This is a genomic window from Catalinimonas locisalis (assembly GCF_038039535.1).
Classification (GTDB): domain Bacteria; phylum Bacteroidota; class Bacteroidia; order Cytophagales; family Cyclobacteriaceae; genus Catalinimonas.
Map to the genome: position 1 here is coordinate 200264 of NZ_JBBPHP010000002.1, position 20484 is coordinate 220747.

Consider the following 20484-nt stretch of genomic DNA (forward strand, 5'->3'; position numbering starts at 1 on the left):
ATTATTCATACCGCAAAGATTCAATCGGGTCAAGACGAGAAGCTTTGAAGGCTGGATAATAACCAGAAAATAAACCAACGCCAATACAAATTACAAGAGAGGAAAAAATCCACATCCAGGGAACCAGGAAGTGATCTACATCCATAAATGTAGCTACTACATTGCCCATCCCCATGCCCATGACTACTCCTGCCAAGCCACCAATCTGACAAATGACGATTGCTTCAATAAGAAACTGCTGCCTAATCCTTTTAGGAGAAGCACCCAAAGCCTTGCGGATTCCTATTTCACGGGTACGTTCGGTTACTGAGACCATCATAATATTCATCAGGGCTACTGAGGCCCCCAGAAGGGTGATCAGTCCGATCGCAAAGCCCCCTATGCGCAGATAGCCGGTAATCTCTCCCAACTGCTCGCTCAGCGATTTTTTTTCCTGTATTTCAAATGATAATTCTGCTCCAATCGGGTCCCGACGTATGGCCCGCATAATACTGGTAGCTTCGCCCATGGCGGCTTCCAGGTTTCCGGAATTGCTTACCAGTACATCTATCCGGTAGTCAAGTTCCTGGCTGGCACCTAACTGCCTTCCTTTGGAAAGGGGAATCAAAATCTTACGATCTGCATTACCTCCGCCACCAACTGAGCCCATTTTCTCCATAAGGCCGATTACTTTGAAAACATTGCCATATAGGGAAATCTCCTGATCTATCGGATTTTGATTATCATCAAATAACGATTCATAAGTTTCATAGCCTATAATGGCTACATTTAAGCCTTTTTCCAGATCAAAGCTGCTGAAGTTCCTGCCCAGCTCCAGATTGTACCCTTCGGTTACGATGTAGCTTTCATCCGTTCCATACAGTCTGATATTGGGATTGGTCTTTTCAGAAGCACGTTTTACTTCAGCATTTCCGGTCACTTGTGTATTCACCGAAATTTTTGCAGGGTAATCATATCGTTTTTTAAATTCTCTTACATCGCTATATCGTATAGGAGGATAACTTTTCTCTGACCTTCCCTGCTGTCGTCTACCGCTCCCTCTTCTCTCATCAATAGAAAAAGTATTCACTCCAAGTCCCGCAAAACTATCGTCTACCGACGCCTGAATCCCGTCAATAGCGGTTAATATCCCTACCAGGGCAGTAATACCAATGGCAATGATCAAAGCAGTAAGTGTAGTGCGCAGTAGATTATCTCGGATAGATTTGAGACTTTCTTCTATATTATTGAGTATATTCATGGAATTACCTACATGTGTAGAACAAAAAACGGAAGGTAAGTGTAGTTAATTTAAAATGCTCAAAATTTTTAGTAGTTTCAATTGTAGCCAGTCTTAGTGGATAACTAATTTCTTTTGCAATAATTTACTTATACGGGCATTCTAATATAAACAGCTATTCGTATTATGAAGCTTAGATTATTTATTTTCTTTTGTGTTTTTGGTTTGATTTCGTTGGATTTACGTGCTTCACATCTGCTGATGCCCATGGACCAGGCACAGGCCAATCACCTGAAAGCCTATGGTATTTCCTATTGGGTATTACAAAACGAAGGTACTGTGGATTGGCTCTTAAATTATAGAGGAGGCAGTTTTGCTGTTGAATACTCTCAAAAACTTGAAAATGAGTGTGTGATCCGTGGAGTAAGCTATGAAGTAATCTCCGATGCTCAGTATAGTCAAATTATAAGTACCATAGCGAGCCCATCTTCTAACAAGGACCTCATGAAGTTGGAGAAGCACCCCAAGATCGCCGTTTACTCTCCCAAAAGTAAGCAGCCCTGGGATGATGCAGTAACTTTGGCACTCACCTACGCTGAAATTCCGTATGATGTGGTTTTTGATGACGAGGTGATGTATGATAAGCTTCCTGAATATGACTGGTTACACCTGCACCATGAAGATTTCACCGGTCAGTACGGCAAGTTTTACCGTATCTATAGAAATACACCCTGGTATATTGAAAGACAAAGGAAATATGAAGAAACAGCCCGTGAACATGGTTTGGGAAAAGTTTCTCAACTTAAACTAGCCGTGGTCAAAAAGATCAGAGAGTTTGTCTCTGGTGGAGGGTTTATGTTTGCCATGTGCTCAGCCACAGATACTTATGATATCGCACTGGCAGCAGATGGGGTAGACATTGTAGAGTCTATGTACGATGGCGACCGTGCTGATCCCAATGCGCAGGAGAAGCTGGACTTTTCCGGCACCTTTGCTTTTCAGGACTTTAAACTGGTGCGTAATCCTTATGAATATGAGTATTCAAACATTGATGTAGATCCGCGTTCCCGTGGTTTAAGTCAGGATAATGATTACTTCAATCTTTTTGAATTTTCTGCCAAGTGGGACCCTATTCCGACCATGCTTACTCAGAATCATGAGCGTATCGTGAAGGGTTTTATGGGACAAACTACTGCTTTCAACAAGGCTTTGATTCGTCCGGATGTAGTAGTTTTGGGAGAAAATAAAGCTGCTGGCGAAGCCAAGTACATTCATGGAGTTTATGGCAAAGGCTTCTGGACATTCTACGGTGGGCACGATCCTGAGGATTATCAGCACAGAGTAGGGGAAGCACCTACTGATCTAAACCTTTATCCCAACTCACCGGGCTACAGACTGATTCTTAATAATATTCTTTTTCCGGCAGCCAAAAAGAAAAAGCAAAAGACCTGATATCTGATAATGATAAACCGCTGAGAACTTCAGCGGTTTTTTATGAAATATTGCTTCTTATCACAAAGGAGCGTACAGTACAAATTTTTCTTTGAAGTACTCTTCCTGAAAGTAATCACTGATAGGATAGAGGGCATAGTTAAGTTGTACCTCCTTAACTTCCTGCTCCAAATTGCCACCTTTCAGACAGATCAATCCATTGTACAAATCATGCTGAGATTTGGTCTTAATCTTTTGTCTGGACCATTGGTATAAGGTTTTTAGAGGGGCTACTGCTCTGGTTACCACAAAGTCGTATTTACCTTTGACTTTTTCTGCCCTGAGATGGTCAGAACGTACATTTTTAAGTTCAAGGGCCTCAGCTACTGCCTGGACCACTTTTATTTTTTTGCCAATAGAATCTACCAGGTAAAACTGAGTTTTAGGAAACATTATCGCCAAAGGAATGCCGGGAAAGCCACCACCAGTTCCAATGTCTAGGATTTCAGTACCCGGCTTAAAAGGACTTACTTTGGCAATCGCCAGAGAATGCAGCACATGATGCAGGTAAATATGCGCGATGTCTTTGCGGGAGATTACATTGATTTTGGCATTCCAATCCTGATAAAGGTCATACAATCGGGCAAACTGATCAATTTGCTTCTCGCTCAGCTCAGGGAAGTAGGTAGAAATTTTTGTAAATTCTTCTTCTATAGCTTTATCAGTAAACATGAGTTACTTTATCTTGAGACAATTTATTTAAGAGAGTTTTTAATTCACTATAAATCAGGGGAGCTGTTTCAGGACCAACCGAATTTACTTCTCCATAAGGTGATTTTTCTGCACCATAAAGATAAGGTGCTTCCTCATCCCACTCACTTTTAGGTATAATATAACCAACCTGGTCATTGGCTAATCCGAATACAAACTTATATTCCCCTGGCATGATTGAACGCAAGGGTGGAGTTTCAAGAGGAGCTATCTCAAAATCCTGGCCTTCAGGACTTTCAATGCCTCCATTGATAATTTCAGGATAGATTTCTCCTGGTACACAGATAAAGCTAAGTGGGCCAATCTGCAAGGCCGCTACTTCAGTGCGAATCTGCATCCATCCGCTGTAGCCTCGGTCCAGCAGTCCAATGATGGAGGCCAGCCGGAAGTTGGAATTATCCAGAGGAATGTCAAACGAACTGGCTTCAATCAGAATATCAGCCTGTTCTGTTCCAATTATTTCTGCTGAATCTTGGAGAGCGTTTAATACAATCTGCGCCAGTTGTTTTCCCTGGGATTCAGCTTTATCAAAAGTAGGCGCTAAGTAAGTAGTATCCTGCCAGGGATCATGTATAGGCCAGTCAGGATCGGTGGTCATCAGTCCGCCTATGGCTCCATTGACAAATACACAAGTGCCTCCCAGGCCGGGAGCTATCAGACTGTCTCCTGCATATATTCCTTTTTCAACAGCTTCTCTCAAGTAATGCGGGTAGTCAGAGGTAATTTGCAAATTTTTGCTCCATAGTGTTTCCGGATGATCTGCCCAGCTTACCAATGTTCCCAAAGTCTGAGCCGAATCTAAAGTAAGTGCCTGTAGTACCCGAATACCGGGATCCAATACTTCCGGCATGCGAGAATCAGTGACCAGTGGAATAGCTGAAGTTCTGTCTCTCCCTACTCTCAGTATGGCTTCCTGACGCTGCTGATAAGCCTGAATGACTGATTTTGCGGCTTGCTGTTTAACGTATTCCAGATAAGCGGTGTCCACGCCACTTGAAAATATATTAGGCCCCCAAATCCCCTGTAAGTCAGGAGCTTCATGGGTATGGGTACTACTAATAATCGGAAAAGTGATTTCAGCTTCTTTGGCAATTTTTGATCTGACATCCAGCACATCGTCATGTCCAAATCCTATGGCATCCAGGGCGGTGATTGATATCACCGTAGTGCCATCATCAATCACCATGGTGCGTGCCCAAAGCTCGTCATGAATACCTTGTGCCGGACGATTTTGGTGGAAACCAGCCATCCAGATAGGATCAAACTGTTCATTTTCATTTAGATCGTCATAGCGATCACCATCTGCAGGGTTGTAGCGGGCGTCTCCGTTGGCATCTGTCCAGTTATCAGTGAGTGCTGGCGTGATAGGTAGCGCAGCAAAGCCTATTTTGAGATGAGTAGAGACACTATTGGTAGCTGATACATTTAGGTTAAGCTTGTATTCAGGATGCCTATCCCTAATGTTGGAATAAGCCCAGAAAAAAGTGCTTAACAAAAAAAGCATAACAATAGCCCCGATACCCAGGAGCCATCTTTTCATATACAATGGATTTAAAGATTGCCCTGAAGGTAAGAAAAGAGTAAGATACTCGCTATGCTAAGTGAGATAAGTTTAGATATGCTCCTTCTTATTTTTCACTAAGTCATACATCAGCTCCCTGGCACGATGAAGCTGTGCCTTAACGGTACCTAGTGGGGCATCCAGTTCCTTAGCGATCTCATCATAAGAATATTCCTGAAAGTAACGAAGCTTGACCAGACGCTGGTATTTAGGCGGTAATTTGGTTACAAATACGCGTACCAGCTCTTTCTTCTGGCTTTTTATCGCTTCCTCCTGGGGGTCCAGGTTATTGTCTTCTACGTCTATATTGACTGCATCCCCGTTGTCATCTTTAAATGATGTATTGAGACTAAGCGTCTCAAGTTTCTTTTTACGGATAAAGTCAATGGTATTATTGGTAGCAATACGGAAAAGCCAGGTGCTAAAAGTATAATCTTTTTTGAAACGGTGCAGACTACGAAAGGCTTTGGCGAATGCTTCTATGGTAAGATCCTCAGCATCGTCAACATTACGTACCATTTTCAGGATCATATGGTATACTGGCTTCTTATAACGGCGCATCAGTTCAGCATATGCCTGCTGGTCTTTATTCTCTGTCGCTTCGTCTATAAGTCGAAAATCTTCTAAGGCCTTTTTAGAAAACTGTTTTTTTAATTCCATCTGGTATTATTTGAGGAGAGTGCCCGAATCCCAAGAACTACATAGTAAATAACGTACAAAAAATCTAATATTGGCAACAGTACTAGATCAATAGGATCATTTAACTTACTACTGGCAGTTTTTAGGAAAGTAAACTGCATAAAACCCTTTATTAACAAACCTGATATCATAATGTAAGGTTCAGTTCCGGCTAAAATAAGCACTATAACTCCTATCCAAAAAATAATTTGTGAAATAGAGAAAGCACCCAGCCATTTTTTGTCAAATGACTTGTAATATTTTCCTACACTTAGATGACGTGTTTTCTGTCTGTAATATTCTATCCAAGTAGTTTTTGGTATTGAATATACTCTCGTTCTTGGATCTATACTGACTGCAACATTTTCAGCCGTTGCATGCGCATTGACAAAGAGGTCATCATCTCCTCCGGCCAGCCTGATATGTCTGTAAAAGCCCTTTTTGGACAGAAAAAATGACTTACGGTAAGCCAGGTTTCGTCCTACTCCCATATAAGGCTTACCCGCCAGGGCTGCTGAAAAGTAGAACGCGGCAGTAAGCAAAGTTTCGTACCGAATAAATGTGTTCAGCAAACCTTTTCTCTTTTCGTAAGGAGAGTATCCCAAAACGAAAAATGTATTGCCCTCCAGCGCGGCACTCATCCCTCTGATCCAGTCCGGGCTGTCGGGCAGGCAATCGGCATCCGTGAGCAGCAGTTTGTCATGGCTGGCTGCTCGTATACCAAGGGTAAGGGCATATTTTTTCCCCTTGATATATTCAGGACGGAAGCGTACCCATACCACTTTTAGGTTAGGATGATCTTTTTTCTCCTGATGTAAATACTCCAGCGTGCCGTCGGTGGAGCGGTCGTCTACTACTACAATCTCAAATCTTTTGAAATTCTGGGCGTATAACTTAGGGAGCAGGCGTTGCAGGTTTTCCTTTTCATTGTGAGCGCAGACAATGACCGATACCGCTTCGGGCAGACTCTTGTTTTTGAGAAGAAAAGGGGAGCCATCCTCTGTATAATTACTCAACAGTCTATGTCCATACCAATAAATTGCAGACTGATAAAGGATACAAAGCATCCAAAATACCCAGAATACCCAAACCCACATAGAGGAATTGCTTGAATAATATTGACTAAAAAGTCAAAATTAATAATAATATCAGCCTGAGTATTATGCTGAATGAAAAATTCGCTTAAATATTCATATCTTTATTTGTAATGAATATTATCATTTATACGAATTTTTTTCTTTAGATTTTACGTTCTTCAGTTAAAAATGACCCAAATATTGTGGCAGACCTAGATTTCTTCATTCTTGCGATACTCGTACTTTTTTTCCAGTACCTGGCGGTGTATCTCTTTATCCGCTTAGGAGGGAGATGGCAGCCCAAGCATCCCCTTAGCTTTTATGTACTGGCAGCACTGGTAGGTACTATTGGTTTCAGCCTGATTTTTGGTCTTTTCAAGTGGTATTTTGGTTATACCTTTGTGAGTATCAACTTTGAGTTTGCCCGAAATTGTATGGGTTTTGCCATGTTCTTAATGATCGGCAAAATCTACGGATTGATGCCTATGGAATTTATGGTGCGTCACCTGGAAAGGTAATTCTTTAGCAAAAAGTTTGTATTGCTCACTGGCTTGGTATATTTACGACATTTTAAAACTAAGCCATTTTTGCTATGGAGCAAACGACAAGCCCTTCCAACTGGGAACAGCTTAAAGAAATTATAGCACTTGAGGATAAGCAAAGACTTGAAGAGCATATAGAAAATATCAGTGCGGCTGAGATGGTGCATGCCATGGCGCATTTGGATAAGGAAGACCAGCTTCGCCTGCTTAATCTACTCTCCCCCGATTACTCTGCCTATCTTTTTGAAGAAATACCCGACGCTCAGGCTTCTGAGTTGATTGAAAAACTATCAGCCGAAAAGGCGGCTACCATCATCCAGGAAATGTGGAGCAATGATCAGGCAGATCTGATCAGCAGTTTGGAGAAGGAAGACGCTGAAGCTATTTTGGCTAAGATGAGCCCTGAAGAGGCAGATGAGGTACGTAGACTGGCCCGCTACGCTGACGACACTGCCGGGGGGCTCATGATCACCGAATTCCTGGTTTTTCCTGAGTCGGACAAAGTTGCTGATGTCATTGAAAATATGAACGAGCATGCGGAAGAATACTCCGACTACAATGTGCAGTATTGCTATGTCAAATCCGTAAAAAATAAGCTAATTGGGGTCCTTCGGCTTCGTGACCTGCTTTTGTCCCCGCCCAGAACGCCTATCCGGAAGATCATGCTCCAGAATATACTTTCTGTCACAGTGGATCAGAAACTGGATCAGTTGCTGGACTTTTTTGAAGAGCATGACTTTGTGGGAGTACCTGTAGTAGACTATCAGCAACAACTGGTGGGCGTAGTCTTGAGAAAAGATGTGCTGGAAGCTGCTGCCGACCGCAGTGATGCCGAACTGATGCGTACCCGTGGTATCGTGGGAGGGGAAGAACTGAGAAGTATGCCCCTTTTCCTGCGTTCCAGGCGAAGATTATCCTGGCTAAGTGTCAACATAGTACTTAATGTAATTGCCGCCAGTGTGATTGCGATCTATCAGGATACGCTTAGCTCGGTGATTGCCCTGGCAGTATTTTTACCCATCATTTCAGATATGAGTGGCTGTTCAGGTAACCAGGCAGTTGCAGTAAGTATGCGGGAACTTTCGCTCAATATCCTTAAACCCAATGAAATCCTCAGAGTGGTATGGCAGGAGCTTTCGGTGGGGATCATCAATGGGGTTGTATTAGGGATATTAATTGGCCTTGCTGCCTGGATATGGAAAGGTAATCCGTATCTGGGGATGGTAGTGGGTGGAGCATTGGCTTTAAATACATTGGTGGCAGTAAGTTTGGGAGGTGCTATCCCGCTTTTTCTCAAAAAAATAGGTATGGACCCTGCTTTGGCTTCAAGCCCTATCCTTACTACTGTTACCGATATGTTTGGCTTCTTTTTAGTACTCAGCCTGGCCTCAGTAATGTTGCCTTTGTTAACCTAGTTGATCTTCGTTGAAACCATTTTCTCAGATAATGATTATATGTATGTAGGATCTGGCACTAAGGTCCTGTCTATTTTTTAAAATTATATACATGAGCCGTGTAAAAGATGATCCATCTACGGCTACTGAAAAGGATAAAAAAAGAGATACACTTAGCTATCTCCCGGAAAGCGTACAGGATAATTTTTTGACAGCTGCAGGACTTTTTCAGTTTGCCGTAAATTTTTTCAAAGAGCTATTCAGAAGACCGTATGAATTTAAGGAAATTCTCAATCAGGCCTATCGCCTGGGTTTTGGCTCTCTGCTTCTGGTAGGTATTTCCAGCTTTATCATGGGGATGGTGTTTACTTTGCAGACACGCCCTACGCTGGTAGAGTTTGGGGCAGAGTCGTACATTCCTTCCATGGTATCGGTAGCAATTATCCGGGAGATCGGGCCGGTGATTACCGCTATGATATGCGCGGGAAAGGTAGGTTCGGGTATTGGTGCCGAACTGGGGTCTATGAAAGTTACTGAACAAATAGACGCTATGGCTGTTTCGGGTACTAATCCCTTCAAGTATGTGGTAGTTACCCGTATTCTGGCAATGACCATCGCTTTGCCGATTCTGGTTTTTTACGCTGATTTTGTGGGATTAATTGGCTCTTTTCTGGGAGCCAACATTGAAGGTAACATCTCATTGCCTTTATTTTTTATAAAAAGCATAGAAGCGATCAATTTCATAGACATTTTTCCTGCTACGGTCAAGTCATTCTTTTTTGGTTTTGCCATCGCCCTGGTAGGTTGTTACAAAGGTTATACTACCGGCAAAGGAACAGTAGGAGTGGGTATTTCAGCCAACTCAGCAGTGGTAGTTGCATCACTACTTGTCTTTATCATTGACCTGATCACCGTGCAGATCACGCAATTTTTTAACTGATTTATGGATAGTCCGGAAGTACGTACACAAAGAAATAAGCAGCAGAGCGATCAGGACTCCATTCTGGTCAAAGCCAGAGGCTTCAGGAAAAGCTTCGGTGATGTAGATGTGCTGCGTGACGTCAATTTTGACCTGCGTGAAGGTGAAAATATGGTGGTGCTGGGTAAGTCAGGTACCGGTAAATCCGTATTGATCAAAAGTATGGTGGGTTTGCACATGCCGGATGCCGGTGAACTCAAGGTACTGGATTACAACCTCACCAATATCAATGATGAGGACCTGCTGAAACTGAGAAGGAAGGTAGGCTACCTGTTTCAGGGTGGAGCCTTATACGACTCCATGACGGTCAGAGACAATATGCGTTTCCCATTAGAAAGGCAGGTAGAAAAAAAGTCGGAAGAAGAGATAGAGGAACTGGTGGAAGAAGGACTTAAGAGCGTAGGCTTAATTGATGCCATTGACAAGCTGCCTGCCGAACTCTCAGGAGGGATGCAAAAGAGGATTGCCCTGGCCAGGACGCTTATTTTACGTCCTCAGATTATGCTCTATGATGAGCCTACCACCGGACTTGATCCCGTTACCTCCAAAGAAATCAGCCATCTGCTGATGGATATGAGAGACCGCTACAATATTACCTCCATCATCGTTACGCACGATATCGCCAGTGCAGAGATGACGGCTGACAGAATACATATTCTTCGTGATGGTAATCTGGATACACAAGGAACTTACGACGAACTAGCGAATTCCGACGATGAGTGGGTTCGCGCATTTTTTCAATGATTTTAATTTAATTAGCTATGGATGATAGCAAGAAAAAAAATATAAAACTGGGACTGTTTGTGTTCCTGGGACTCTTGATCTTTGTGGCAGCCATCTTTTTTATCGGTGCCCGACAGAACCTCTTTGGTTCTAATATTGAAGTAACCGCTACTTTCAAAAATGTAGAAGGTTTGCAGGTGGGAAGCCAGGTACGTTTTTCAGGAATTAATATTGGTACTGTAGAGAGTGTTACGCTAAAAAGTGATTCCACAGTGCAAACGAAACTTTTGCTAGAAGAGAGAGCCAGTCAGTTTATCAAAGAAGATGCTATAGCGGGGATCAGCACTGCCGGTTTGATGGGCAACAAGATTGTAACCATCTCCCCTGGTTCACAGAACGCAGCCAGTATAAATGATGGAGATCAGTTGGAAACAGCTTCACCGGCAAGTATGGAAGATCTTATTGCTAATTTACAAGAAACCAGTAGGAGCGCTATGGAGATTGCCAGCAACATAGAGCGGATTAGTACTAGAATTGAAGAAGGAAAAGGCGTTATAGGAAATCTGGTAGCAGATACTACGAATTCTGAGCAGGTAGAAAGCATGATCAACTCTTTTGAGATGGCTACTGGAAATGTGCAGAGTATTTTACAGGACATAGATGCCTTGGCCGCCCGTACACGAAACGGAGAAGGGGTACTAGGAAAGTTGATGGCTGATCAGGAAATGGCCGAGAAAGTAGAGATGATCATAGATTCTCTGGCCAAAACAGGCTCCATTTCAACTGATGTAGCGCAGAATATCCTGGAATTCAGTCAGAAGCTTAGCAGTGACAAAGGGGCATTGGACAAAGTATTGACCGATACTGCTTTTGCCACTGATATTAACGAAACTGTAAATTCTGTGAAGCAGACTTCAGAAAGTATTGACCGGACTACTGATAGAATCAACGACAGCTGGATTCTGAACATATTTGGTGGAGGAAAGGACCGGGATAAAAGCGAAGAAAAAAATGAAAGTGATACAACGAAGGTAGAAGAATGATAATTCTGGTATGAGGAATATGGAAAACCCCATTTACGTCCAGGCCTAAACTGGCGGTAGTGGGGTGAGGTGAGGCGCACCAGTGGACTATCAGCTCACTGGTCCTCTACACGATACAGTTGGCTACCATGTCTTATTTTAATCTATTTTTCAGTCGTTCAGGGTTTTTACTCGTGTGCCATATCGCCAAGACCGTAACTTCTTGTTTTTGTTCTTCAATACTATAGTAAATAGCATACGGATACTTCTTCATGAGTACCTACCGATACATTTTGTAAACCTCCTGATACAGGTAAGGATTATCCTTTAGGTAAGCGATCCGATTGAAGAAGTGGCTCAAAAAAGTAATGCCTAACCCTGACTTTTTTTCCTCATACCAGCCCACTATTTCGTCCAATTCATCCTCTGCTGGTCGGGCAACATTAATTTGATAAGCCATATTTCTTCTCTAAACGCTCTTTTACGTCTTCTAATTTACTGCTTGAAGAAGTATCCTGCTGATAAGCTTCCCAGCGTTTATCTAATTCAGTCTTTTCTTCATCAGTCAGTACTGCTTTGCTATCACCGTATTGATACAGCAGAAAGTCAACATAATCAGATACTTGTTTTTTCAGATCATCGGGTAAGCTGTCTATTTTTTCTTTGAGTGCAACGTCTTTCATCTTTTTGTGTTTTTACGCTAATGTACGCATATTTCATCATGCTGATATATGTTCTATAACGGCAGCTTGTTGCTTTTATATGCAACATACCATTTACAATATAAGATGTTTGCTTCGTTTTTAAAGGATAACGCTGAAGTATGGGCTGAATTTTGAATCTATTCAGATGAAAGGATAGAGACAGTAGTGAAGAAAAAAATGAAAGTGATACAACCAGCGTAGAAGAATGATAATTCTGGTATGAGGAATATGGAACACCCCATTTACGACCAGACCTAAACTGGCGGTAGTGGGGTTTTAGCACTTGCTTGTATAATTATATTGCCTAGTGCTTCAATAATCAAGTATTGCTCTTATCCTTTTCCGCTTGTCTTTTTCTAGATTTTGATTTCTTTGATTTTTCCTTTTTTTTTTTCAGATATTCGCTGATGGCTTGTTCTTCTTCTTTAGTCAAAGGTCCTTGTCCGCCGATGAAATCTATATCTAAGTCTTTAGTCTTCATATTTCTTCGTCTTTAAAATACTTGTTTATCAATCGTAAGGCTGCTTTGGTTTCTATGATCATTACTCTTCCACCAAAGTGAAATGCGCCCAATGTCTTTTCGTAATGTTCTATGAGCTGCGTTTTTGAGATAAACGACAAATTTCCTTTATGTCCACGCTGGAAAGATAATTTACAAGCAAAAGCAACCAGGTTTCCAGCTACTCCTGAATACATTTTATCTTTACCTTTGTTAAAAGGAGCATTTTCTACTAATGAAAACATGATCAGGTTTTACTTCTAAACTCACAACTCCTTGAATTACTGTAGGGTTGTGAATGATTGTCAATTTATATACATCTTTGATTGGCGATTTAAACTCTTCTTGCCAATTGAAAAGCCAGCCTTTTCTTTTAGTAACATTTTTTAAATCACTTTTAGTCAATATTGCAATCTCTGTCTGAAAATTGTCCCCTGTTACTACATTTTCAATACTATTGGTCAGCTTATCAACTTCAAAATCAAGTCCTTCTTTATCTTTATTTTTCACTTGATAAATTTATAAAACTGTTAATCATTTTACCATTATGATTTACAAATGCTTCTTTTTGCATTGGGCTAAAAATTCTAAAAAGCAACATACACCTTACAATATAAGATGTTTACTTAGTTTTTAAATGATATAGTAGTAACTCAGGGCTAATTTTGAATCTATTTGGAGGAAAGGATAGAGACAGTAGTGAAGAAAAAAATGAAAGCGATACCACGAGGGTAGAAGAATGATCCTGATGAGTTGGAATACGGAGAACCCCATTTACGGCTAAGCTTAAACTTGCAGTAGTGTGAGCTTTCAAGTCACTCTTAGGTTACACGATTAGGTATGGTTATTTTTTTATTTCCTTCATTTCTTCTTTGAGGACTGGAATATCCTTGAGCAATATACGCCAGAGCGTGGTGGGATCAATTGAGTCATAAGCATGGACGATCATGTTTCTTAATCCAATGATTTGTTTGTAACCGGATATCTTTAAGTGTGGATCAATTTCCTTGAGTTTTCGGACTGCCTCACCGATAATTTCTAAATCTCGTTCTACAGTTCTTACTGCCATGAAATTTGAGCTAAACTTTGTGTAGTCTCTGGCATGTAAGCTTATTACACTTTCATGTTCCTTGATTAAAGACTCAATATCAAGAATATATTTAAGCACTTCTTTAGGCGGCATAAAGAACTGCTTTAGTTTTGTCAAGTTCCTCTTTAAATATAGGGTTTTTAACGACTCTATAAGACAATAAATCAATTTCACGACCAAATAAATTCTCCAGGTCTTCTTTCAAGGAAAAAAAGGCATCTCCATGTTCTAAGGGCGACAAAGACTCAAAAAATAGTACAGCAAAATCTAAATCGCTCTTGTCAGTATATTTTCCGGAGGTAGCTGATCCAAACAAATAAAGCTCAGCAACCTTGTTTGATTTACATATAGAATTAAGCGCTTCAATATTTTCCTCTATTATCCTGATCATATTCCAAAGATATAGAATTAGTAAGATAGATAGCTTTGATTTGTACACCAGGGCTTTAAAAATCCCAGCGGCTTAAGTAAATCACCAACACACTATCTGCATACATCAAGGTAATAAAGGGTAGTAAAACTTGCTACTCCAATAAACCAACCGCTATTATTTTCTTGCTTGTAGTGAGTTGAAAAGTGGAATATCACATTTACGGCCAGGCCTAAACTTGAGGGGGGGGGGAGGTGCACTGGCAGTCAATTGGCTGTCTGCCGCCTATCGGGTTATGCGCCGGGCCTCACTTTATTTTTTGATCGCTTATTTTTAAAATATTCTACGATTTCTGATGGAGTCATGCCAGACAATTTTTCGCTTAATGACTTTCTTTGCTCACGCATAAATTCAACTGCATCAAATTCTTTTTTAGTCTTCGTTTCCATAATCCATTAGGTCTCTTGGTGAACGTATTTCCAACTGTTTATATCCATTTTTGATATTCACGAAATTATAACCTCGTATCCGTTCAATGTTCACTATATGCTTAAAGTTCCAGCTTATTAGCAAGTCTGATCGGCTTGTAGTTGCCAATGCGATATGTAAACAGTCGGTGAAACTTGTTTGTCCTACAACTTTCTCAGATATGTATGCAGAAGCTAATTCCACAGCTTCGTCTGTCTCTTCAATGAACTCTGTATATTCAATTTTAAGGCTTTTTACAAGGTCTTGAACACGTTCTGGTGCATTTTCTAATTCTTCTTGGGTTACAGTAGAGTAAAGGATAATGAATTCACCTTTATCTATCCGTTCAAATAATGGTTTAGTAAATGTGTCAAATTCCGAATCAAAATATCCACCAAAGACTGAAGTATCAATATAAATTCGCTGCTTTTTCATCTTCTAAATTTACACCGCAAAAAGAGGTATGTTTGTTTTTATCTTCTAGACAATTGCTAGCTAAAATGAATATACGTTACAACTATTAGAATCAATAAAAAATGCTATTAGATTACGTCTTTCAATTCACTCAGTTTACTTATTTATTTAGCATTCGTTAATCGCCGTTTTTCCAATTGAGATAAAATTTAAAGATTAAATCCATCAAATAGACCTTTTTATCATCAACATAAAGAATTGGCCTAACAGAGTTTTTTTCAATGTTAGAGTTTATACGCTCTACCGCTTGAAGTATTTGATTTGTTAAGGCTCCTTTGAATGAAGCTTCACTTTGATAGGTGCCATTGTCGATAAATTTTTGAATAACACCAGGTGTAAATTGGCTCCATGACCAATGAGATATGTCAGTGTAAGAAATTCCTTTCTCGAGTTCTTCGATCTCGAAGTTTTGGATAGCTTTTACAATTTCTTCGTACTGGTTAAACGCTTTGTTTTTCTGTTGTTTCCTCGCTCCTGATGTTATTGTATTGTATATCTCTAAATAATCTGAATCAAGAGAGCTAGCAATTTTTTCGCATGCTTCTTTTACATCCATTTTCTCAGTTATAGTAACAGTTTTTGGAGTAGTTTCTTTGATGCCCTTTCCAAGAACTAACTCTTTACATATGTTTTGGACAAGAAATGCATTTTTTAAGGAAACATTGATAATTTCATCAATTACATCCTCACCAAACTTTACATTAAGCTTTAAACCACCTTTGCTTATTATTTCTTTAATTTCTTCTTTTAGTAGATAGTCAAAATTTATGTAGTTTATTCTTCCAGATAAATCTGGGTTATTTTTTAATGCTCGATTTGGTGCACTTGGAATACCTATTAGCAAAAATAGTATTTCTTCATCCTGAAAATGCTTTAAATCCTCTGATAGGGTTCTGTTAAATTCTGAATCAACAAGGTGATAATCTTCTAGAATTATTATTAAGTCTCTTTTTTTATCAATTCTGGTACATAAAAAATTAACATCTACCCTTACTTTGGTATGTTCTTTAGTTTCAATGTAACTATATGATACTTCACTTGAGATTGATGATGATACAGATGCCACATCTTTCTTTCCAACTGTACCTGTAGAAGATACAGCCCATTTTCCTCCATCATTTTGAGCAGAAGTAATTATTTGCCCAAGTTGAAGTTCTGAAGCTATAAAATCATATAGCTCAGAAATTTGAGATGAATTGTTACAACGAAATACAACTTTATTTGGTTTTTTGTCTTCAATTAGCTTTTTCCTATACACAGTCTTGCCACTCTTTGAGTATCCCAAAAAGAAAAGAGCTTTGTCATGTGCATCGAGAGAGTCTTCGATTTGCAATTCAAGTTGAGTCCGCTCAACAAAAGTATGAATAGGAACTCCAGAAGTCCTAAAAACCTCACTTGTTCTGAAAGATTCAATTTTTTTCTTTATTCCTAAAAATTCAAGTATTCCCATTAGTCCTTAGGTTTATGACACTCAACAACTCTATATCAGCAACATATGGCCTTTCCAATCATTATATCACTTCCAATATAGTATTTCCACTTAATTTTTAAAGGATAAAATATAAGAATTAAGAGTTCTCAATGGAAGTTTTGGTTTAGACTCATGCTATTCATTGCCCCTTCCTACAGTTATAAGAGATGCTTGTTTAATATTTGTATCTCTGTGCGTTGGCCTGAATATCCGGCGGGCGTGCGATGGGAAGTGCGCGGAAGCGTTCGGAGATTCTAGACTTTTTTGGTTACTTTTTGTGGCAATGACAAAAAGTAACAATGCTATTCGGTTAAATGTAAAATTAAAGTCTGTAGTTAGCTTTAAGTGCAATAGAAAATTTTAAACATACTCTAAAGCTTTCCACTTCCTCCATGCTCCTCACCAACTAATTTCTTGAATAGCCCAGTAAAAAAGACGAGCCGGAAAATCAGAAATGCATATTGAGGAGCAGGAAAGGTCTGCCCCAAAACCGTTTTTCATGACCATTTCCTAGCGAAACAGTGACGAAATGTCATAAAACGTGAGTGTTTACCTACTGACCAGTGACGAAAAACGGTTTTTTGCCACCCTCTAGTAAGGTAACAGTGCAGACGGTGTAAGTTTTGTGACTGTGGCGTTAGGGATCAGTAATGTCGGTGTAATTTTTCAGAGGGATACAAACCTCCCCATAGCGGTGTAAATGACAGTGTGGCGGGAAAATAGCCTGAAAAGGGGCTTTATTGTATTTTTTGCCTAAACATTACGGGGTAATAGCATTGTCCATTTGCCAAAGTATATGATATACAATCATGCTTACTTGCGAGGCTGTAATTTTATAGCTACAGCGCAACAGGTTTAGCAACATTATCCCCCATTTAAATTACGCGTCATGCCAAGTCTTTCTATATCCAAGCAACTTACTTCTGCCCAATCGGCGATCTATAACGCGATGGAACTACCCGGTGTACAGGAGAAACTGAATAAGTACAGTTTCAACGCCAGGCGTATGCAGGAAGGCAATGCGCTACTGGCTCAAGCCACCCTGCTCCATAACGCCATGCAGGATAGTTATGGCGAAAAGCAGGAGGTAAGCAGCCAGCTGAATGCCCAGGAAAAAGAGACGCGGCAGTTGTTTAGAAAACATGTAGATACGGTCAGACTCGCCTTCCGTGAGGATGAGGCGACACTGGCAAAGTTTCGTATTGATCGTATCGCCAGCCGAAAAGACGCATGGCAGCTACAGGCCAGCTATTTCTACACCAAGGCTATCCTCCATGCGGATGTACTGGCAGGTTATCAACTGTCGCAGGAGGAACTGGCACAAAACCAGGCCAGCGTGGAGGCCCTTATTGCCATACGCAATCGTCGTTTGCAGAAAAAAGGGGAAGCCGAAGAGGCCACACAACAGCGAAATAAGGTGATGAAGGAGTTGAATGCGTGGATGAAAGAATTCCGTACCATCGCCCGCCTTGCCCTGAAAGACAGCCCCCAACTGCTGGAGGCCCTAGGCATGAAAGTACCGAGTAAAGTTTAAGGAAAAAGCGGGAAGTTTGAAGCTGGAAGTAGGAAGTTGCTTCTTCAAGCTTCCCACTTCCAACTCCTGACTTCCCACCTCCAACCCAGGCATTTAAAATTGAGACAGATTGGGTATACTATAAAAATGAAAGAACGAATGATAAGTTTTAAATTTGAGAAATTGCTCATTTGGCAACAAGCAATGGCATTCGGAGAAGATATTCATAAACTTTCATGTCGTTTTCCTAAGGAGGAAATGTTCAATCTCTCTTCACAAATTTTGAGGGCAGCTGACTCAATTGCATTGAATATCTCAGAAGGGGCGATCGGGCAATCGGGGCCAGAATTCAGGAGGTTCATGGGATATTCTATTCGTTCAATGGCTGAGGTTGTTACTTGTTTATATAAAGCCCAAAAGCGTCAATACATCAGTGAAGACGAGTTTACGTCCCTATATAAGTTTGCATTCAATCTAATGAACATGATGGTGGCATTTAAGAGCAAGATAAAGTAGGAAGCGGGAAGTCAGAAGTGGGAAGTTTAACTTCGGTCTTCCTACTTCCAACCTTATACGCCTGCAAAGTCTCACTTACAGTCAGCTATACATTCCAGCATTACATCTACCACCGTATTCAACTCATCCATGCTGATGACTAAAGGTGGTACCAGGCGGACAATGTTATCTCCGATGGCGTTAGCAATCACGCCCTTCTCCATCATTTTCATCACAATGGGGCGTGAAGGAATATCCAGTTCAATACCAATCATCAGTCCCTTACCGCGCACTTCTTTGATGGCTGTTTCCTGTTGAGCTTCCTTACGGACACGCTCCATGATTTTGGTGCCATTTTCCAGGGCTTTCTCCATCAGGCCTTCTTCTTCTATGGCTTCAATGGTTGCCAGGGCGGCAGCGCAGCCCAGCGGATTACCGCCAAAAGTAGTTCCGTGGTCTCCAAATGTTAATGCATTCGCTACATGCTCACGGGCAAGGGAAGCACCAATAGGAAAACCTCCTCCTAATGATTTGGCCAGCGACATAATATCAGGCATCACACCATAGCCCTGAAAAGCGAAGAAGTCGCCGGTACGGGCCATACCGCACTGTATCTCATCAAAGATCAATGCCATCTTATGCTCATCGCAAAGCGCACGCAGACCCTTTAAGAAATCCGCATCTGCCGGATGTATACCGCCTTCGCCCTGTATAGGCTCCACCATAATCGCTGCTGTCATATCAGAAATGGCTGCTTTTACGGCATCCAGGTCGTTAAACTTGATCAGCTGGAAGCCGGAAGGGATAGGCTCAAAGCCCTTCTGGTATTTGGGTCTGCCCGCAGCAATGGTAGCCAGTGTACGGCCATGAAAACAGCCGTCCATGGTGATGATCTCTCCACCACGCCCATTCATATGCCCATATTTGCGGGCCATTTTGATGGCAAGCTCATTGGACTCTGCTCCTGAGTTGGTCAGAAATACTCTGTCCAGGCCGGAGAGCTCTACTAACTTTTTAGCGAGGTGCATTTGTGGCTCACTGATAAAGAGGTTGGAGATGTGCATCAGTTTGGCGGCCTGCTCCTGTATGGCTTTCACCACTTTGGGGTGGCAGTGGCCTACGCCGTTTACTGCGATACCTGCTAGGGCATCAATGTATTCGTTGCCGTCAATATCCCATACCTTGGCGCCTTTGCCATGAGACAAGGTAAGCGGATATCTTTTGAAGACCTTGAGGTGATAGGCATCGTCAATTTCTTTGAGACTGGTATCAGTATGAATATCTTCCTGAGAGGATTGCATAGTTGTAAAAATTTGATTGGATAAAATAAATGCGAATTTACCAATAATATCGTCAAGGTGCCAGTCTTTCTATCTTCCAGCCCTTTTCTGTAGATTGGGTATAGAGAATTCTGTCGTGCAGGCGGCTGGGCCTGCCTTGCCAGAATTCAATGCTATTAGGATAAACTGCAAAACCACCCCAATGTTCGGGATAAGGCACTTCCTTACCTTCAAACTTTTTTTCCAGTTCCTGCAAGCGGTTTTCCAGAAATGTACGGTCGGGGATGACCTGACTCTGAGGAGATACCCAGGCACCAATCTGGCTGCCCCGTGGGCGGCTGTGAAAATACTCGGCAGATCGTTCGGCAGATACCTTTCGTACTTCTCCTTCTATGCGCACCTGCCTTTCCAGCTCTGCCCAGAAAAAGGTGAGTGAGGCCCAACCCTTGTCTGTCAGCTCCTGTCCTTTCCTGCTTTGGTAGTTGGTAAAGAAAACAAAGGCGTCGTTCTCCACACCTTTCAGTAGTACTACTCTTCCCGCAGGTTTACCTTCAGAAGAAACGGTAGCAAGATGCATGGCATTAGTTTCCGGAAGCTGGGCTTGAGTGGCTTCGTCAAACCACTTCTCAAACTGGAGTACAGGACTGCGCAGGACATCATTTACATCCAAAGACTGTCGGGAATACTCCTTACGCATATCTGCGATAGACATACTCATAAGCTA

General features: G+C 41.3%; 25 protein-coding genes. 8 read left to right on the plus strand and 17 right to left on the minus strand.

The genetic code is table 11. The features are described from left to right. Nucleotide 1: 1 nt before the first annotated feature. A complete protein-coding gene (locus WJR50_RS04355) occupies nucleotides 2–1240 on the minus strand; it encodes an ABC transporter permease (RefSeq protein WP_341292009.1) in 1239 nt (412 codons plus the stop codon). A 165-nt stretch (nucleotides 1241–1405) separates the two neighbouring features. Here WJR50_RS04355 and WJR50_RS04360 point away from each other — a divergent pair, with 165 nt between their 5' ends. Beyond that, entirely contained in the window at nucleotides 1406–2671 is a 1266-nt protein-coding gene (locus WJR50_RS04360; protein WP_341292010.1) for an asparagine synthetase B, read from the plus strand. Nucleotides 2672–2731: 60 nt separating this feature from the next. Here WJR50_RS04360 and rsmG read toward each other — a convergent pair whose 3' ends face one another. The 4 genes from rsmG to WJR50_RS04380 all read right to left on the minus strand — a co-directional run bounded on the left by rsmG (nucleotide 2732) and on the right by WJR50_RS04380 (nucleotide 6757). Continuing rightward, nucleotides 2732–3382, minus strand: coding sequence for a 16S rRNA (guanine(527)-N(7))-methyltransferase RsmG (gene rsmG, locus WJR50_RS04365; protein WP_341292011.1), 651 nt, complete (start codon nucleotides 3380–3382; stop codon nucleotides 2732–2734). Further along, on the minus strand, nucleotides 3372–4961 hold the full coding sequence (locus WJR50_RS04370; RefSeq protein ID WP_341292012.1) for a hypothetical protein: 1590 nt from the start codon (nucleotides 4959–4961) through the stop codon (nucleotides 3372–3374). The genes rsmG and WJR50_RS04370 overlap by 11 nt, the downstream gene beginning before the upstream one ends. A gap of 72 nt (nucleotides 4962–5033) precedes the next feature. Next, entirely contained in the window at nucleotides 5034–5642 is a 609-nt protein-coding gene (locus tag WJR50_RS04375; RefSeq protein WP_277477945.1) for an RNA polymerase sigma factor, read from the minus strand. Continuing rightward, the gene (locus WJR50_RS04380) at nucleotides 5633–6757 is read right to left on the minus strand and encodes a glycosyltransferase (protein WP_341292013.1); all 1125 of its coding nucleotides are present in this window, start codon (nucleotides 6755–6757) and stop codon (nucleotides 5633–5635) included. The genes WJR50_RS04375 and WJR50_RS04380 overlap by 10 nt, the downstream gene beginning before the upstream one ends. A 182-nt stretch (nucleotides 6758–6939) precedes the next feature. On the opposite strand from WJR50_RS04380, the gene WJR50_RS04385 reads away from it, so the two are divergent. From WJR50_RS04385 to WJR50_RS04405, 5 genes are all read left to right on the plus strand, one after another. Beyond that, the gene (locus WJR50_RS04385) at nucleotides 6940–7254 is read left to right on the plus strand and encodes a hypothetical protein (protein ID WP_341292014.1); all 315 of its coding nucleotides are present in this window, start codon (nucleotides 6940–6942) and stop codon (nucleotides 7252–7254) included. A gap of 74 nt (nucleotides 7255–7328) precedes the next feature. After that, nucleotides 7329–8693, plus strand: coding sequence for a magnesium transporter (mgtE, locus tag WJR50_RS04390; RefSeq protein ID WP_341292015.1), 1365 nt, complete (start codon nucleotides 7329–7331; stop codon nucleotides 8691–8693). 91 nt (nucleotides 8694–8784) lie between these two features. Continuing rightward, nucleotides 8785–9612 carry an MlaE family ABC transporter permease gene (locus WJR50_RS04395; protein WP_341292016.1) on the plus strand — a complete coding sequence of 276 codons (828 nt, stop codon included), beginning with the start codon at nucleotides 8785–8787 and terminating at the stop codon, nucleotides 9610–9612. Between the two features lie 3 nt (nucleotides 9613–9615). Next, nucleotides 9616–10395: an ABC transporter ATP-binding protein gene (locus WJR50_RS04400; RefSeq protein WP_341292017.1), complete on the plus strand. Its 780-nt coding sequence runs from the start codon at nucleotides 9616–9618 to the stop codon at nucleotides 10393–10395. A 17-nt stretch (nucleotides 10396–10412) separates the two neighbouring features. After that, a complete protein-coding gene (locus WJR50_RS04405; protein WP_341292018.1) occupies nucleotides 10413–11417 on the plus strand; it encodes an MlaD family protein in 1005 nt (334 codons plus the stop codon). Nucleotides 11418–11676: 259 nt separating this feature from the next. Here WJR50_RS04405 and WJR50_RS04410 read toward each other — a convergent pair whose 3' ends face one another. From WJR50_RS04410 to WJR50_RS04455, 10 genes are all read right to left on the minus strand, one after another. After that, entirely contained in the window at nucleotides 11677–11856 is a 180-nt protein-coding gene (locus tag WJR50_RS04410) for a hypothetical protein (RefSeq protein ID WP_341292019.1), read from the minus strand. Next, nucleotides 11840–12079: a DUF2281 domain-containing protein gene (locus WJR50_RS04415; RefSeq protein WP_341292020.1), complete on the minus strand. Its 240-nt coding sequence runs from the start codon at nucleotides 12077–12079 to the stop codon at nucleotides 11840–11842. Before WJR50_RS04415 ends, WJR50_RS04410 begins: the two co-directional genes overlap by 17 nt. A gap of 340 nt (nucleotides 12080–12419) precedes the next feature. After that, nucleotides 12420–12581, minus strand: coding sequence for a hypothetical protein (locus WJR50_RS04420; RefSeq protein ID WP_341292021.1), 162 nt, complete (start codon nucleotides 12579–12581; stop codon nucleotides 12420–12422). Then, nucleotides 12578–12844 carry a hypothetical protein gene (locus WJR50_RS04425; protein WP_341292022.1) on the minus strand — a complete coding sequence of 89 codons (267 nt, stop codon included), beginning with the start codon at nucleotides 12842–12844 and terminating at the stop codon, nucleotides 12578–12580. The genes WJR50_RS04420 and WJR50_RS04425 overlap by 4 nt, the downstream gene beginning before the upstream one ends. Continuing rightward, on the minus strand, nucleotides 12813–13109 hold the full coding sequence (locus tag WJR50_RS04430) for a hypothetical protein (RefSeq protein WP_341292023.1): 297 nt from the start codon (nucleotides 13107–13109) through the stop codon (nucleotides 12813–12815). The genes WJR50_RS04425 and WJR50_RS04430 overlap by 32 nt, the downstream gene beginning before the upstream one ends. Nucleotides 13110–13443: 334 nt before the next feature. After that, nucleotides 13444–13782, minus strand: a complete 339-nt coding sequence (locus WJR50_RS04435; RefSeq protein ID WP_341292024.1) for a HepT-like ribonuclease domain-containing protein — start codon at nucleotides 13780–13782, stop codon at nucleotides 13444–13446. Continuing rightward, nucleotides 13772–14080: a nucleotidyltransferase family protein gene (locus WJR50_RS04440; protein WP_341292025.1), complete on the minus strand. Its 309-nt coding sequence runs from the start codon at nucleotides 14078–14080 to the stop codon at nucleotides 13772–13774. Before WJR50_RS04440 ends, WJR50_RS04435 begins: the two co-directional genes overlap by 11 nt. Before the next feature lie 272 nt (nucleotides 14081–14352). Then, on the minus strand, nucleotides 14353–14508 hold the full coding sequence (locus tag WJR50_RS04445) for a hypothetical protein (RefSeq protein ID WP_341292026.1): 156 nt from the start codon (nucleotides 14506–14508) through the stop codon (nucleotides 14353–14355). Beyond that, on the minus strand, nucleotides 14492–14962 hold the full coding sequence (locus WJR50_RS04450) for a PIN domain-containing protein (RefSeq protein ID WP_341292027.1): 471 nt from the start codon (nucleotides 14960–14962) through the stop codon (nucleotides 14492–14494). Before WJR50_RS04450 ends, WJR50_RS04445 begins: the two co-directional genes overlap by 17 nt. 157 nt (nucleotides 14963–15119) lie before the next feature. Next, the gene (locus tag WJR50_RS04455; protein WP_341292028.1) at nucleotides 15120–16451 is read right to left on the minus strand and encodes a hypothetical protein; all 1332 of its coding nucleotides are present in this window, start codon (nucleotides 16449–16451) and stop codon (nucleotides 15120–15122) included. Between the two features lie 910 nt (nucleotides 16452–17361). On the opposite strand from WJR50_RS04455, the gene WJR50_RS04460 reads away from it, so the two are divergent. Together WJR50_RS04460 and WJR50_RS04465 are read left to right on the plus strand one after the other, a co-directional pair. Continuing rightward, on the plus strand, nucleotides 17362–18006 hold the full coding sequence (locus tag WJR50_RS04460; protein ID WP_341292029.1) for a PQLLE family protein: 645 nt from the start codon (nucleotides 17362–17364) through the stop codon (nucleotides 18004–18006). A 126-nt stretch (nucleotides 18007–18132) separates the two neighbouring features. After that, nucleotides 18133–18501: a four helix bundle protein gene (locus WJR50_RS04465; protein ID WP_341292030.1), complete on the plus strand. Its 369-nt coding sequence runs from the start codon at nucleotides 18133–18135 to the stop codon at nucleotides 18499–18501. 71 nt (nucleotides 18502–18572) lie between these two features. On the opposite strand, the gene WJR50_RS04470 is transcribed toward WJR50_RS04465, so the two are convergent. Both WJR50_RS04470 and pdxH read right to left on the minus strand, forming a co-directional pair. Beyond that, a complete protein-coding gene (locus WJR50_RS04470) occupies nucleotides 18573–19781 on the minus strand; it encodes an aspartate aminotransferase family protein (RefSeq protein WP_341292031.1) in 1209 nt (402 codons plus the stop codon). A 52-nt stretch (nucleotides 19782–19833) separates the two neighbouring features. Beyond that, entirely contained in the window at nucleotides 19834–20478 is a 645-nt protein-coding gene (gene pdxH, locus WJR50_RS04475; RefSeq protein WP_341292032.1) for a pyridoxamine 5'-phosphate oxidase, read from the minus strand. Nucleotides 20479–20484: the final 6 nt, after the last annotated feature.

Bases quoted from the DNA above. Each gene is read 5' to 3' on its own strand.
- WJR50_RS04355 (WP_341292009.1), bottom strand. From the start codon at position 1,240: ATGAATATACTCAATAATATAGAAGAAAGTCTCAAATCTATCCGAGAT.
- WJR50_RS04360 (WP_341292010.1), top strand. From the start codon at position 1,406: ATGAAGCTTAGATTATTTATTTTCTTTTGTGTTTTTGGTTTGATTTCG.
- rsmG (WP_341292011.1), bottom strand. From the start codon at position 3,382: ATGTTTACTGATAAAGCTATAGAAGAAGAATTTACAAAAATTTCTACC.
- WJR50_RS04370 (WP_341292012.1), bottom strand. From the start codon at position 4,961: ATGAAAAGATGGCTCCTGGGTATCGGGGCTATTGTTATGCTTTTTTTG.
- WJR50_RS04375 (WP_277477945.1), bottom strand. From the start codon at position 5,642: ATGGAATTAAAAAAACAGTTTTCTAAAAAGGCCTTAGAAGATTTTCGA.
- WJR50_RS04380 (WP_341292013.1), bottom strand. From the start codon at position 6,757: ATGTGGGTTTGGGTATTCTGGGTATTTTGGATGCTTTGTATCCTTTAT.
- mgtE (WP_341292015.1), top strand. From the start codon at position 7,329: ATGGAGCAAACGACAAGCCCTTCCAACTGGGAACAGCTTAAAGAAATT.
- WJR50_RS04395 (WP_341292016.1), top strand. From the start codon at position 8,785: ATGAGCCGTGTAAAAGATGATCCATCTACGGCTACTGAAAAGGATAAA.
- WJR50_RS04400 (WP_341292017.1), top strand. From the start codon at position 9,616: ATGGATAGTCCGGAAGTACGTACACAAAGAAATAAGCAGCAGAGCGAT.
- WJR50_RS04405 (WP_341292018.1), top strand. From the start codon at position 10,413: ATGGATGATAGCAAGAAAAAAAATATAAAACTGGGACTGTTTGTGTTC.
- WJR50_RS04410 (WP_341292019.1), bottom strand. From the start codon at position 11,856: ATGGCTTATCAAATTAATGTTGCCCGACCAGCAGAGGATGAATTGGAC.
- WJR50_RS04415 (WP_341292020.1), bottom strand. From the start codon at position 12,079: ATGAAAGACGTTGCACTCAAAGAAAAAATAGACAGCTTACCCGATGAT.
- WJR50_RS04420 (WP_341292021.1), bottom strand. From the start codon at position 12,581: ATGAAGACTAAAGACTTAGATATAGATTTCATCGGCGGACAAGGACCT.
- WJR50_RS04425 (WP_341292022.1), bottom strand. From the start codon at position 12,844: ATGTTTTCATTAGTAGAAAATGCTCCTTTTAACAAAGGTAAAGATAAA.
- WJR50_RS04435 (WP_341292024.1), bottom strand. From the start codon at position 13,782: ATGCCGCCTAAAGAAGTGCTTAAATATATTCTTGATATTGAGTCTTTA.
- WJR50_RS04440 (WP_341292025.1), bottom strand. From the start codon at position 14,080: ATGATCAGGATAATAGAGGAAAATATTGAAGCGCTTAATTCTATATGT.
- WJR50_RS04445 (WP_341292026.1), bottom strand. From the start codon at position 14,508: ATGGAAACGAAGACTAAAAAAGAATTTGATGCAGTTGAATTTATGCGT.
- WJR50_RS04450 (WP_341292027.1), bottom strand. From the start codon at position 14,962: ATGAAAAAGCAGCGAATTTATATTGATACTTCAGTCTTTGGTGGATAT.
- WJR50_RS04455 (WP_341292028.1), bottom strand. From the start codon at position 16,451: ATGGGAATACTTGAATTTTTAGGAATAAAGAAAAAAATTGAATCTTTC.
- WJR50_RS04460 (WP_341292029.1), top strand. From the start codon at position 17,362: ATGCCAAGTCTTTCTATATCCAAGCAACTTACTTCTGCCCAATCGGCG.
- WJR50_RS04465 (WP_341292030.1), top strand. From the start codon at position 18,133: ATGAAAGAACGAATGATAAGTTTTAAATTTGAGAAATTGCTCATTTGG.
- WJR50_RS04470 (WP_341292031.1), bottom strand. From the start codon at position 19,781: ATGCAATCCTCTCAGGAAGATATTCATACTGATACCAGTCTCAAAGAA.
- pdxH (WP_341292032.1), bottom strand. From the start codon at position 20,478: ATGAGTATGTCTATCGCAGATATGCGTAAGGAGTATTCCCGACAGTCT.